Origin of the sequence: Bacillus coahuilensis m4-4 (genome assembly GCF_000171615.1) — a bacterium.
GTDB classification, from domain to species: Bacteria; Bacillota; Bacilli; order Bacillales; family Bacillaceae_K; genus Bacillus_T; species Bacillus_T coahuilensis.
Genome location: NZ_ABFU01000028.3, coordinates 176,113 through 189,033, shown reverse-complemented (window position 1 = coordinate 189,033; position 12,921 = coordinate 176,113). Strand labels below are relative to the sequence as shown.

Annotated in this window: 11 protein-coding genes and 4 pseudogenes; all 15 read right to left on the bottom strand. The window is 37.6% G+C overall.

Annotation, left to right across the window (positions count from 1 at the left end):
- Positions 1–8: 8 nt before the first annotated feature.
- On the bottom strand, positions 9–914 hold the full coding sequence (locus M44_RS30205) for a PASTA domain-containing protein (protein WP_237705223.1): 906 nt from the start codon (positions 912–914) through the stop codon (positions 9–11).
- Positions 907–1,896 (bottom strand): Stk1 family PASTA domain-containing Ser/Thr kinase, encoded by a 990-nt coding sequence (gene pknB, locus M44_RS30200; RefSeq protein ID WP_237705222.1) that lies wholly within the window; start codon positions 1,894–1,896, stop codon positions 907–909. The genes M44_RS30205 and pknB overlap by 8 nt, the downstream gene beginning before the upstream one ends.
- 86 nt (positions 1,897–1,982) lie before the next feature.
- Positions 1,983–2,712 (bottom strand): annotated as a pseudogene (locus M44_RS21215) (Stp1/IreP family PP2C-type Ser/Thr phosphatase).
- A 6-nt stretch (positions 2,713–2,718) separates the two neighbouring features.
- On the bottom strand, positions 2,719–3,807 hold the full coding sequence (rlmN, locus tag M44_RS07205) for a dual-specificity RNA methyltransferase RlmN (protein WP_010172368.1): 1,089 nt from the start codon (positions 3,805–3,807) through the stop codon (positions 2,719–2,721).
- A gap of 2 nt (positions 3,808–3,809) precedes the next feature.
- Positions 3,810–5,139 (bottom strand): annotated as a pseudogene (gene rsmB / locus M44_RS21210) (16S rRNA (cytosine(967)-C(5))-methyltransferase RsmB).
- Entirely contained in the window at positions 5,132–6,082 is a 951-nt protein-coding gene (gene fmt / locus M44_RS07195) for a methionyl-tRNA formyltransferase (RefSeq protein WP_010172363.1), read from the bottom strand. Before fmt ends, rsmB begins: the two are co-directional and overlap by 8 nt.
- Positions 6,079–6,564, bottom strand: a complete 486-nt coding sequence (gene def, locus M44_RS07190; protein ID WP_010172361.1) for a peptide deformylase — start codon at positions 6,562–6,564, stop codon at positions 6,079–6,081. The genes fmt and def overlap by 4 nt, the downstream gene beginning before the upstream one ends.
- 17 nt (positions 6,565–6,581) lie before the next feature.
- Positions 6,582–8,989: pseudogene (gene priA / locus M44_RS21205) on the bottom strand (primosomal protein N').
- Complete coding sequence (coaBC, locus tag M44_RS07180) at positions 8,982–10,187, bottom strand: bifunctional phosphopantothenoylcysteine decarboxylase/phosphopantothenate--cysteine ligase CoaBC (RefSeq protein WP_029326775.1); 1,206 nt, start codon at positions 10,185–10,187, stop codon at positions 8,982–8,984. Before coaBC ends, priA begins: the two are co-directional and overlap by 8 nt.
- Before the next feature lie 86 nt (positions 10,188–10,273).
- Positions 10,274–10,492 (bottom strand): DNA-directed RNA polymerase subunit omega, encoded by a 219-nt coding sequence (gene rpoZ / locus M44_RS07175; protein WP_010172357.1) that lies wholly within the window; start codon positions 10,490–10,492, stop codon positions 10,274–10,276.
- The gene (gene gmk / locus M44_RS07170) at positions 10,493–11,110 is read right to left on the bottom strand and encodes a guanylate kinase (RefSeq protein ID WP_010172355.1); all 618 of its coding nucleotides are present in this window, start codon (positions 11,108–11,110) and stop codon (positions 10,493–10,495) included.
- Positions 11,110–11,379 carry an extracellular matrix/biofilm regulator RemA gene (remA, locus tag M44_RS07165; protein ID WP_010172352.1) on the bottom strand — a complete coding sequence of 90 codons (270 nt, stop codon included), beginning with the start codon at positions 11,377–11,379 and terminating at the stop codon, positions 11,110–11,112. The genes gmk and remA overlap by 1 nt, the downstream gene beginning before the upstream one ends.
- A 59-nt stretch (positions 11,380–11,438) precedes the next feature.
- A complete protein-coding gene (locus M44_RS24985) occupies positions 11,439–11,699 on the bottom strand; it encodes a DUF1732 domain-containing protein (protein ID WP_010172350.1) in 261 nt (86 codons plus the stop codon).
- Between the two features lie 35 nt (positions 11,700–11,734).
- A complete protein-coding gene (locus M44_RS21200; protein WP_010172348.1) occupies positions 11,735–12,313 on the bottom strand; it encodes a YicC/YloC family endoribonuclease in 579 nt (192 codons plus the stop codon).
- 95 nt (positions 12,314–12,408) lie between these two features.
- Positions 12,409–12,893 (bottom strand): annotated as a pseudogene (locus tag M44_RS29850) (cation transporting ATPase C-terminal domain-containing protein); the annotation flags it as partial.
- Positions 12,894–12,921 lie beyond the last annotated feature (28 nt).

The window sequence follows — 12,921 nt, the reverse complement described above, 5'->3', positions numbered from 1 at the left end:
CATTCCTCCTATTCTACCTCACTATATTGAATTGTCTTTGAAAGAGAGTCCATTTTTTCACCGTCAATGTACACTTCGTATACCCCGGTACCACCTGGCTCTATGACAAGTTTGATACTAAAAGGTTTATCTTGTGTAATCGTAAATTGATTAGCCGTTGTTTGTAAATCATTGTAATAATCATCCAGTCTTACTTCTACTGATTGAGGGATTCCTGGCTCAACCGATTCGTAAGGGATAACAATTTCCTCTGTATACGTTTTGTTTTGAAGGATTACTGGACCTTCAGATATCACAAGGGTAATTTTGTCACCTTTTTGAACAGTGCTTCCTACTTCAGGTGACTGTCTAATGACTCGCCCCTTTTCTATATCAGGACTATTTTCCGTTTTTGTTTCAATCATCAAATTTAACGTTTGTGCTTCTTGAGTATATTCATTTAAATTCATTCCAGTAAAGTCCGGAAGGGTATACTCTTGTACTCCCTTACTTACAACAAGCGTAATGGTCTCGTCGCTTGCCACCACTTCTTGATCACTCTCTATACTTTGACTTAATACAGTTCCTGGAATTTCATCACTATATTCTGACTCAATGACTATATTTTCATCCAAGAAACCTGCATTTAGTAATAGTCTTTTAGCATTTTGTTCACTTAATCCAATTAGTTCTGTCATTGTATATTTTTCTTTACCTGAACTAATATAAAGGTCAATGATTTCCCCCTCTTTAACGACCGATCCGCTTTTTGGATTGGTTCGTACAATGGAGCCCTCTTCAATTTCCTCATCAGTAACCTCAATTTCTTCACCTACTTCGAAATTTAAGGCAACTAACTTTTGATATGCTTCATTTAAGCTTTCTCCTTCTAAATCAGGGACAGTTACTTCTTTAGGTCCTAATAAATCAGGCAATACTGTGACAGCTAAAACAGAAGCAATTCCAAATAAAATAAAAATGGAGAAAAGAATCCATGGCCATTTTTTTCGTCTTTTTCTTTCCTTGCTGAGCAGGTTGTACTGGCTCTTTAACAATGGTATGATCTACATTTTCTAAAGGATAACGATCCTTTAGAACAGGGATGGCTTTTGTTGCATCATGGTCAATTGGGAGCACATATTTTTCTTCATGTATCCTTCCATCACTTAAAGCTGTTCGAATATCTAGAGACATCTCTTCTACATCTTCGTAACGATGGAAGGGATCTTTTGCAGTAGATTTAATGATGATATTTTCTACACTTTGCGGGACAGATGAGTTCCATCTTCTAACGGACGGAGTTTCACTCTGCAAGTGCTTAAGTGCGATTGAGACCGCTGATTCACCTGAAAACGGAAGCCTGCCTGCTAATAATTCAAACATCACAATACCGAGTGAATATATGTCTGATTTATTCGTGGCCATTCCACCTCTAGCTTGTTCTGGTGATAAATAGTGTACGGAACCCAGGACAGAATTTGTTTGAGTTATGCTCGTACTTGATAAAGCCATCGCAATCCCAAAATCAGTAATTTTCACCGTGCCATTTTGATCAATTAATATATTATGCGGTTTAATATCTCGGTGTATGATTTGATGATGATGGGCATGACTAATAGCTGAAGTTAATTGATTCATTATGTCCATCGATTTTTCAATAGAAACTGGATAATAATTATGTATGTATTGCTTTAACGTCATTCCATCTACATATTCCATGACGATATAATAAATGCCATCTTCTTCACCAACATCAAATATATTCACAATGTTAGGATGAACTAAGCTAGTGGCAGACTGTGCTTCTCTTTGAAATCGTTTAATAAACTCTTCTTCATGAGAGAAATCTAGTCGTAATATCTTAACGGCTACTTCACGGTCAAGGATCATATCCTGTGCTAAATATACATTTGCCATGCCGCCCCCGCCAATATTTCTAATTATCTTATATCGACCACTGATTCTTTTCCGATTAACATCCTTTCACCTACCTTTCTTTCAACTTAATAGTTCACTAAGACAACTGAAATATTGTCCTCTCCTCCTGCCGCATTAGCAAGTCTAATAAATTGTTCACTTTTTGACTCTAATGACTCTTCACTGTTTAATATAGCACTCATATCATCATTGGATAGCTTATTGCTTAATCCATCTGAACAGAGTAATAAAATATCGTATTCTTCTACTACTATGGTTCTACAGTCAATCTCAACCGACACATCTGTTCCAAGTGCACGTAAAAGTACATTTTTACGTGGGTGATGTTCCGCTTCTTCTTCTGAGATCTCTCCAGAACGAACAAGCTCTGACACAAGTGAGTGATCATTTGTTAATTGATTCAAACCCATATCATTTTGCAAATATGCTCTACTGTCACCAACATGAGCAAGGCTAATAAATTGTTCTGTACAGATTGCAGCCACAATGGTTGTACCCATACCTTCGCATTCGCTATTTTGTAAAGAATGCTCATATACTCTGTGATTTGCACCTTTAATTGTTTCTAGCAGCCAATTTTTCAGCATCCGTAGGGGTTTCAAAATGAATCGTTTCCTGCCACTCCTTGGCTAAAAATTCCACGGTCATTTCACTGGCAACATCACCAGCGCGATGTCCCCCCATACCATCGGCAACGATGGCAAGGTGGACACCTTTCTGGTTTTGGAATACTCCTACGTGATCTTCATTATGGGAACGCACCTGTCCTACATGTGTTTGGTAGACCGTTCTCATAAACCATCACCTCGTCTCTTCTTTTCTCTCCTTCGCACGAAGTTGACCACATGCAGCATCAATATCATGACCTTGTTCGCGACGAATCGTAACATTTACTCCACGTTTCTTTAATGCTTTTTCAAATTCAAAGATTTTTTCTTTTGGTGTTCTAACATAGTCGCGTTCTGGTACATAGTTAACTGGAATTAAATTGATGTGACATTTAACGTCTTTTACGAGATCTGCTAATTCTTCAGCATGTTCTACTGAATCATTTACTCCCCCAAATAAACCATATTCAAAGCTTACTCTTCGGCCTGTTTTATCAATATAATATTTTACAGCATCCATTAAGTCCGGTAGTTTATACGCTCTGTTAATAGGCATTAATCGGCTTCTTAATTCAGTATTTGCAGCATGAAGTGAAATGGCAAAATTAATTTGCGTTTTTTCATCAGCAAACTTATAAATTTTCGGAATAATCCCACTTGTAGAAACTGTAATATGTCTCGCTCCAATATTCAAGCCTTTTTCGTTATTAATTGTACGCAAAAAGCTCATCATACTTTCGTAGTTATCAAAAGGCTCGCCGATTCCCATAATAACAACAGAACTTACACGTTCTTCTGTTTCATCTAGCGCTTGCTGAACCTTTAATACCTGAGCAACTATTTCTCCTGCTTCTAAATTTCTTTTTAAACCACCTAGCGTGGATGCACAGAACGTACATCCAATTCGACATCCTACTTGAGTGGTTACGCAAACTGAATTCCCATACTCATGACGCATTAGCACGGTTTCAATACTGTACCCATCATGAAGTTCAAATAAAAACTTAATTGTACCATCTGATGATTGTTGCTGAATTAAGGTTTTTAACGTAGTCATTTCAAATGATTCCGTTAATTTATCTCTTAAAGGCTTTGAAAGGTTTGTCATATCTTCAAATGAAGTAACTCTTTTTATATACAACCATTCAAAAACTTGTGCAGCTCTAAATGGTTTTTCTCCATTTTCACTCATCCAATTTTTGATTTCATCTAGCTCTAAAGAGAAGATGGATGGTTTTTTGTTTAGTTGTTCCTCTGACTTTTTTCTTGCTGTTTTTTCCATTGTTAACCCTTCTTTCTAAAAGAAGAAATAAAGAATCCATCTCCACCAAAATCTTGCGGGAAAATTTGAAGCTTATAATCTTCTTGTTTAAATGCTTGTAATGCCTCTGGCGTGTTCAAATGAGCAGGTTCAAAATCATGATGTTCCTTTAAAAATTGCTGGACAGTTCCGTCATTTTCAATTTGGTCAACTGTACACGTACTATATACTAAAATTCCGCCTTTTTTAAGTAAAGGAGCAACACGATTCAATATTTCTAATTGGATACGTTGCAGTGAATTTAAATCCTTTTCATTTTTAGCATATTTAATATCTGGCTTCCTTCTTACAACGCCTAATCCTGAACAAGGTGCATCTACTAAAATTCGGTCAAAGCACTCTTCCTTAAATAGCTCATTTGCTTTTCTAGAATCCAAAGTATGAGTAGTTACGTTTGTCAACTGTAATCGATCTGCATTTTGCTTAATTAATGCTACTTTATGCTTATGCAGGTCGAGCGCTTCTACAACTCCGGTATTATTTAACCTTTCAGCAATATGTGTTGTTTTCCCCCCGGGGGCAGCACATGCATCGAGTATCATTTGTTTCTTTTTGAAGGTCTATGGCATACGCTACTGCCATAGAGCTTTCGTCTTGTACGGTAATATAGCCTTCTTTGTATGCTTTTGATTTGGCTAGGTTTCCTTTTAACGAAACAATTCCTTCTGGAATCATCTCACTAGCTCTTACATCTAATCCCTCGTCTTGAAGCATATTTAGTACTTCATCTCGAGTTGCTTTTGTTAGATTTGTTCTCGCTGATTGAAGTGGAGCTTGTACATTGGTTTCACACATGCTACGGGTTTTTTCCCTACCAAATTGTTTACTCCATCTATTTACTAACCACAGGGGGTGACTTGTTTCAATTGAAATTCGCTCTTCTTCATTAGAAATTTCATCTAAAGAAGGCACTCCTTCTCGTTGTATGGAACGTAATATTCCATTTACCAGTCCTGCAATCCCTTTGTGTCCTCTTTTTTTAGCGATTTCAACCGCTTCATGAATGGCTGCTCTTTCAGGAACACGATCTAAATAAAGCATTTGATATAAGGAAAGATGAAGAAGTAATCGAACCCAGTTTTCCACCTTTTTTCTTATAAAAGGCTTTAAATAATAGTCCAATGTCATTTTACGTTGGATGGATCCATACGTGAGTTCAGTTAACAATCCAACATCTGGACCCTTTATTTCGTACTTCTCGATCGTATGATTTAATAATAAATTACTGTACGATTGATTTTTTTCTACTTGTTCTAGTACTTCAAGCGCAGCCTCACGTACATTTTTACTCATGCTGTCCACCTAATCTTAGCCCAACTTTGAATCCGTGATTTGACCCTCTTAATAAATCCTCAGCGGTCATACGATTTTTCCCAGCCGGTTGTATTTCTGTTAATTTGATGGCTGTATCATCCCCAGTTGCTACGATAATTCCATCTGAGTCTATCGAGATAATTTCTCCAACTGAGCCAGACTTCCCGTGGACCTTCTCACCCCACCATACTTTGATCGCAGCATCATCTAATGTGGTAAACGCAACTGGCCAAGGGTGTAGACCGCGTATATGGTTATAGATGGCTTCACCCGTTTTTGACCAATCAATCATTTCTTGCTCACGTTTAATATTTCTAGCGAAGGTCGCGTCTTCATCATTTTGTGGTATAGGCGTAATTTCTTTCTTTAACAATTTAGGAATCGTCTCAGAAAGTAAAGAAGCTCCAGCCTTGCTCAACTTATCATGTAGAGAGCCTACGTGATCTCTTTCTTCAATAACAACTTCTACTTGACTAATCATATCACCTGCGTCTAAGGCTTCGACCATGTACATTATGGTAATTCCTGTTTTGTCTTTCCCTTGAATGATACTATAATGTATTGGAGCACCGCCCCGTAGCTCAGGTAAAAGAGAAGCATGAACATTAATACATCCGAATGGAGGGGCATCTAGCAACTCTTTCGGTAGAATCTGACCAAAAGCAGCCGTTACAATTAAGTCTGGTTGCAAAGCCAATACTTTTTCCACTTCTTCTTTTAAGCGTATTCTCTCAGGCTGTAATACAGTGATGTCGTGCTTTAACGCTTCAACTTTAACAGGTGGAGGAGTTAACACTCGTTTTCTCCCCACAGGCCGATCTGGTTGAGTTACAACACCTACTACATTGTATCCATCTTCAATTAACGTATTTAAGACAGGTACTGAAAAATCAGGTGTTCCCATAAATACAATCCTTGTCATTCCACTTCATACCTTTCTAACTCTTCTGCTTCTATATATCGTTCAACCTTGCTTGTAAATAACACACCGTGCAAATGGTCAATTTCATGTTGAATCGCTCTCGCTAAAAATCCTTCTGCCTCGATAGTATAGGCCTTCCCTTTTCTATCTTGAGCTTTAACCTTAACATAGGCTGGGCGTGTTAAGGTTCCATAAAGATTTGGGAAACTTAAACATCCTTCAATATCTGTCTCTATACCATTAGTTTCTAGAATTTCTGGGTTAACTAATTCAATGATCCCTGAATCATCGCCAATATCAACAATAGCAACAGAAATATCTTGACCTATCTGAGGAGCAGCTAACCCTACTCCATCCGCCTCTATCATGGTGTCATACATGTTATCCAATAATTTTCGAAGTTTCTTATCGAATATGGTTACTCGTTTACATTCTTTTTCCAATACTTCATTTGGGTGAAATACGATTGGTAATACTGGCAATAAACAAACCCCTTTCATTACATCATCATATATGGATTACGATCAATGGATATGATTAAACCTGTTCGATTCATTTCTTCTTTATAATATTCTAATAAAGCGTGTAAATGATTGACGAGCTCTGGTTCCCGTTTGTATTTTATCAAACATTGATAACGATATCTATTCTTGATTCTTGGTACAGGTGATGCCGTTGGCCCTAAAATGACGCTGCTTCCTGTGAGCTTACTTGATAAAAACTTCGTTACCCTTTCCGTTACACCAACTACTTCATTAAGTCTTCATGACTAACCGTTACTAACACCATATAGTAAAAAGGAGGGTACCCGCCCATTTTTCTGATCATCATTTCCTTTTGGTAAAAATCATCATAATTCTGTTCACCTGCCAATTCGACAGAATAATGCTCAGGTGTATAGGTTTGAATGACTACTTCACCGGGCAACCGGTGCCTACCAGCTCTCCCACTTACTTGCGTTAATAGTTGAAAGGTTTTCTCAGAAGCTCTAAAATCAGGAAGATGAAGCATTGTATCTGCACTTAACACTCCAACCAATGTAATATTAGGAAAATCTAATCCTTTTGCAATCATTTGTGTTCCAAGCAGAATATCTGCATCGCCTTTTTCAAATTGACCTAGCAACCGTTCATGTGAGCCTTTTTTACTCGTAGTATCTACGTCCATTCGAATTATCTTAACACCAGGCAGTAACTTTATTAATTCTTCTTCTACTTTTTGAGTACCTGTCCCAAAATATCGGATGTGTTCGTTATGACATTCAGGACATGTAGTAGGTACTGATTCCTCGTAGCTGCAGTAATGACATTTCATGGAATTAGAATGTCTATGGTATGTAAGGCTAATATCACAGTGGGGACATTGCAGTACAAATCCACAATCTCTACACATTACAAAGGAAGAGTAGCCTCGTTTGTTTAAGAATAGGACCGATTGCTCTTTCTTTTCCATTCGTAATTGTAATTTCTCAAAAAGCTCAACCGAGAACATGGAACGATTTCCTTCACGTAATTCCTCTCTCATATCAACTATAGAAACCGAAGGCAGTGCCCCCCCGTTCATACGTAAAGGTAACGTGAGAAGTGTATATACATTCTTTTTTGCCCTTGCAAATGTTTCAAGTGAAGGTGTTGCACTACCTAAAACAACTGGACACTGATGAAAGTCCCCTCTTTTCATTGCAACATCTCTAGCATGATAGCGGGGATTTTCTTCTTGCTTGTAGCTTGTCTCATGCTCTTCATCTATTATAATGATTCCTAAATTTTCAAATGGAGCAAAAATTGCTGACCTAGCCCCGACAACGACACTAACTTCTTTACGTTGTATTTTTCTCCATTCATCATACTTCTCACCAGCGGATAAACCTGAATGAAGGACCGCCACTCTATTACCAAAACGACTTTTAAACCTAGTAACCATTTGTGGCGTGAGTGAAATTTCAGGGACAAGCATAATCGCTTCCTTTCCTTCTTCTAGCACTCGGCTTATACTTTGGAGATATACCTCTGTTTTCCCACTGCCTGTGACACCGTAAAGTAAAAATGCTTCATGCCTATTGTCTTTTATGGACTGTAAAATAGGATGAATCGCTTTAGCTTGCTCATTGGTGAGCGGAAAAGGTTTTGAGGGGACAAAGTCTCGATGGGCGAACGGATCACGATACACTTCTCTTTTTTCTTCTTTTAAGATTCCTTTTTCTATTAGAGATTTAAGGGAAGAAGAGCTTACATTTGCTTTTTCCATTAACTCTTTCCATGGTAATTCCTTCAAATTCTCTTGAATAAACACATCTACTATTTGTTGTTGCTTATAGGCCTTAGTTGGTAGCTGATCTTTTATTTCTGTTGGGTCATCTGTATTTAATAAAATGTATTTCTCCATTTTCTTTTGTATTTTTTGTTTAACCATATAATGGAGCTCAACATGCCCATACTTTACTTCCCTTTGTAGCAAGGGTAGTAGCTGTTCCTCTTCAGCTTCCTTCCACTTTACTCTTTTTCTTCCTAAGAAAAAGGTTTGCAAAGGAAGAGGCAATTTGGTTTCTTCTATGTGCAATTCGAATTCTTTTTCGTAGGACGCTTTTAAGGCTGCAGGGAGCATCACTTGGTAAGATTGGATTTTAAAGCAAACAGATTCTTCCGTAAGCCAGCTCCCTAAGGATAATAATTCTTCATTTAAAACAGGAGTTAAATCTAATACAGTATGAATGTTTTTTGGATGTTCAACAGAGGAAGAGTTTTTAACACTCTCTACAAACCCTTGTATATTTCTAGGGCCAAACGGAACAATCACTCTCATTCCTGGTTGAATACTACCAATCCATTGATCTGGGATTTTATAATCAAAGGGTCGATCAGTCTGACGAGCTTTTACATCAACAATGACCGATGCATATTCATTCATCATATCCATCCTTTAATCTCTCACTTATTTCTAGCAGAATATTTTTAGCAACAGAATCTTTTGATTGTAGTGGCAGTGGCTTACTTTCACCTGATTTCATATACATAACAACTTCATTCGTATCTGTACCGAAACCAGCCCCTTCTACAAGTACGTTATTCGCAACAATCATGTCTGCGTTTTTGCGTCTAAGTTTTTCCCGTGCATATTGTTCTACGTTGTCTGTTTCCGCGGCAAAGCCTACTAGAAACTGATGGGTCTTCTTATGACCCAAGGTAGCTAAAATATCTTTCGTTCGCTCTAAATTAATTGTTAATTCTCCTTCAGATTTTTTCATCTTATTATTTGAGATGTCAACTGGTCGATAATCTGCTACAGCGGCTGTTTTAATGACAACATCCTGTTCTTCAAAGCTATTAAGCGTGACTTCGTACATTTCTTCTGCTGTTGTGACATTAATCATAGTAAGACCAGTAGGCGGTTCTAGATGAACCGGTCCCGATACTAATGTAACAGTTGCACCAAGCTTCACTGCTTCTTTCGCTAAGCTATAACCCATTTTTCCTGTTGAACGATTCGTAAAAAATCTTACTGGATCTACGGATTCTCTAGTTGGCCCTGCTGTAATCAAAATGCGTTTTCCTTTTAATGGCTTTTCTTCTAAGAAAAAGTGTTGAACAAGCTCCACTATTTTTTCGGGTTCTTCTAATCTTCCTTTCCCAACATAACCACATGCTAAATACCCTTCACTCGGTTCAATGAATTCATACCTAAAGCTCGCTAATGTTTGGATATTACGCTTAACAGCTGGATGGTCATACATATGTACATTCATGGCAGGTGCAACCCACACAGGAGCAGTTGCTGCAAGTAGAGTGGTGGAGATCATATCATCCGCAATGCCATTTGCAAGTTTTCCTATTGTATTAGCCGTAGCAGGAGCCACAATAATTAAATCCGCCCAATCTGCTACATCAATATGAGCGATACTTTCAGGTTCTTTTTCATCAAATGTATCCGTATATACTGGATTTCTAGAAATAGCTTGAAATGTTAGAGGTGTAACGAACTTTTGAGCTGATTTTGTCATAATCACTTTTACATTTGCTCCGCTTTGCGTGAGTTTACTCGTCAGACTAACGGCTTTATATACAGCAATACCTCCCGTTACACAAAGAAGTATATTTTTATTCATCATACGTTCCCCCGTTCATTCTTCACAATAAATTGATTCTTACATCAAATTATACCAAAAAAGAAATAACAACCTAGTAGACTAGGTTGTTATTTTTGTTCTTCTACATCTTCTTTGTTTCCAATAGTTAAGGTGTCAGCGTTTATCTCTTCTAACGCTTTTCCAACGTACTTATGTGATACGAAACGATCTAGCGTTCCTTTATCATTAGTTTCTTGCATACTTCTTGCTCTTTTCGCAGCCACACTTACCAAAGAGTACTTACTATCAATTTTATTTAATAAAGCGTCAATAGATGGATATAACATTTACTCAGCCTCCAGCATTTTTTTGTAACGACCTTGAATTCTTTCACGCTTACAGTGTTCAGCAACTACGATGGATTTAATTTTTTGAACGGCTGATTCTACATGATCGTTTTCCACTACATAATCATATAAGTCCATCATAATTAATTCTTTACGAGCTTCTTTCATTCGATTCTCAATAAGTTCTTTTGTCTCTGTACCCCTGCCAATTATTCTATTTTCTAATTCAGACAAACTAGGCGGAGCTAGGAAAATAAAAAGAGCCTCAGGAAATTTTTCGCGAACCTGCCTCGCTCCCTCTACTTCTATTTCCAAGAAAACGTCTTTCCCCTCATCCATCGTTTGTCTCACATAATCAACGGGTGTGCCGTAATAATTCCCAACATATTCTGCATATTCAAGAAGCTTCCCTTCTTCAATAAGCTGCTCAAATTCTTCTCGAGAATGAAAGAAATAATCCATTCCATGCACTTCACCTTCGCGGGGCTTACGTGTTGTCATTGAAATAGAGTATTCAAATTTTGTATCATCTTGAGAAAAAATCTCTTTTCTCACCGTACCTTTTCCTACTCCAGATGGACCAGAAAGTACAATGAGTAATCCTTTTTCGTGGTGCATTATTTACCCTGCCCTTCTTCTATCTCTTCTTTATCAGTTAAACGATGGGCTACCGTTTCAGGTTGAACAGCAGATAAAATTACATGATCACTATCTGTTATGATTACAGCCCTCGTTCTTCTACCATATGTAGCATCTATTAATTGTCCTCGGTCACGAGCATCTTGAATTAACCTTTTAATTGGCGCAGACTCAGGACTAACTATGGATACAATTCGGCTTGCCGAAACAATGTTACCAAATCCTATATTTAAAAGCTTTATGGACATAGCGGCTCCCCCATTCAACAAATCTAGTTTGACCTTATAAAACTAAGCTTAAACGACCATCATTGTACATTTTGAGCTTGTTCACGCATTTTCTCTAGTATAGTCTTTAATTCTACCACATTCGATGAAATTCTAGTATCTGTAGATTTTGAACCGATTGTATTGACTTCACGGTTCATCTCTTGTAAAAGAAAGTCTAACTTTCTTCCAACAGGCCCATTTTCATTTAGTGAGCTTCTAAACTGTTCTATGTGACTAGATAAACGAGAAACTTCTTCAGAAATATCAGACTTATCCGCAATAATTCCAATCTCAGTCATCACTCTAAGTTCATCAAGCGTTCCATTTGTGTGCTCTAAAATTTTCGCTTTAATCGGTCTGTATAGGTTTGGAGTACTTCTGGGACGACCGCAGCAATTGATGGAAGAATCTGTTCAATATCCGTTAAATATCGCTCAAATTCTGTTCGAAGTCCGAATCCTTCATTTTCTCTCATCACAAGTAGAGCTTTTAATGCTTCAGTTGTTGTTCCTACGATCGCCTCTTCTATTATTTCTGTATTTTCTTCCATTTCGCTTATCATAATAATATCTTCTTTTATAAGAAAGTGAGACAAATCAATCGTATGTTGTAACCCCAATTCGCTGCTCAACTTCTGATAAGCATTTCTGTATTCTTTAGCTAACTCTAGATTGACTTCAACCTTTTGTTTAACAAGTGGGGAGCCTTCAATTGTTACAAACAAATCGACCTTCCCACGTTTTATGTATGATTGAACTAAACGTTTCAATTTATCTTCAAGCTTCACTAACTGTCTAGGCATGCGAACGTAACACTCGTGAAAACGATGGTTCACGGACTTTACTTCTACTGTGATGGAAAACTCTCCAAAAACTTTATGACTCCTACCAAATCCTGTCATACTAAGAAGCATGGCTATCACATCCTATCCAATATACAATACTATACTTTATCATATTTTACAGTAAAAATAAAAAGGTAATAGAGAATCCTCTATTACCTTACGAATTATACCATAGTTTCTTTCTTTTTACCTGCAAAAAACGAACCGGCTAATAAAAATGTCGGCAAAGAACTTAAACCAATAATCATCAACCAATCCATCAGCTTAATTGGAACCGTATGGAATATAGGTTGTAAGAATGGCGTGTAGATGACAACAAACATTAAAACAAAGGAAGAAACGACAGCCCATACCAAATACTTATTCTCAAATGGGTTTCTAGAAAGCACCGAAACTTCGCTTCTACAATCAAAAACATGAATGAGCTGTGCCGTAACTAGTGTTGCGAATGCAACGGTCTGAGCATATATAAGCTGATCTGGATATTTTGAATAAGCCAACATAAATGCAGCTAGAGTTACCACTCCAATTAAAAATCCTCTTGATATAACCTTCCAGCCTAACCCCTGGCAAAGACCCCTTCTCTTGGGTGTCTAGGTTTTTGCTTCATTACATTTCCTTCCGGCTGGTCTAGCCCAAGCGCCATAGCAGGTAATCCATCTGTAACTAAATTGACC

What these genes read in the sequence shown, in the direction of transcription:
- M44_RS21200 (WP_010172348.1), bottom strand. Translation starts at nt 12,313, where the DNA reads ATGCTTCTTAGTATGACAGGATTTGGTAGGAGTCATAAAGTTTTTGGA.
- rlmN (WP_010172368.1), bottom strand. Translation starts at nt 3,807, where the DNA reads ATGGAAAAAACAGCAAGAAAAAAGTCAGAGGAACAACTAAACAAAAAA.
- gmk (WP_010172355.1), bottom strand. Translation starts at nt 11,110, where the DNA reads ATGCACCACGAAAAAGGATTACTCATTGTACTTTCTGGTCCATCTGGA.
- remA (WP_010172352.1), bottom strand. Translation starts at nt 11,379, where the DNA reads ATGTCCATAAAGCTTTTAAATATAGGATTTGGTAACATTGTTTCGGCA.
- M44_RS24985 (WP_010172350.1), bottom strand. Translation starts at nt 11,699, where the DNA reads ATGACTGAGATTGGAATTATTGCGGATAAGTCTGATATTTCTGAAGAA.
- fmt (WP_010172363.1), bottom strand. Translation starts at nt 6,082, where the DNA reads ATGACAAGGATTGTATTTATGGGAACACCTGATTTTTCAGTACCTGTC.
- coaBC (WP_029326775.1), bottom strand. Translation starts at nt 10,187, where the DNA reads ATGATGAATAAAAATATACTTCTTTGTGTAACGGGAGGTATTGCTGTA.
- rpoZ (WP_010172357.1), bottom strand. Translation starts at nt 10,492, where the DNA reads ATGTTATATCCATCTATTGACGCTTTATTAAATAAAATTGATAGTAAG.
- pknB (WP_237705222.1), bottom strand. Translation starts at nt 1,896, where the DNA reads ATGGCAAATGTATATTTAGCACAGGATATGATCCTTGACCGTGAAGTA.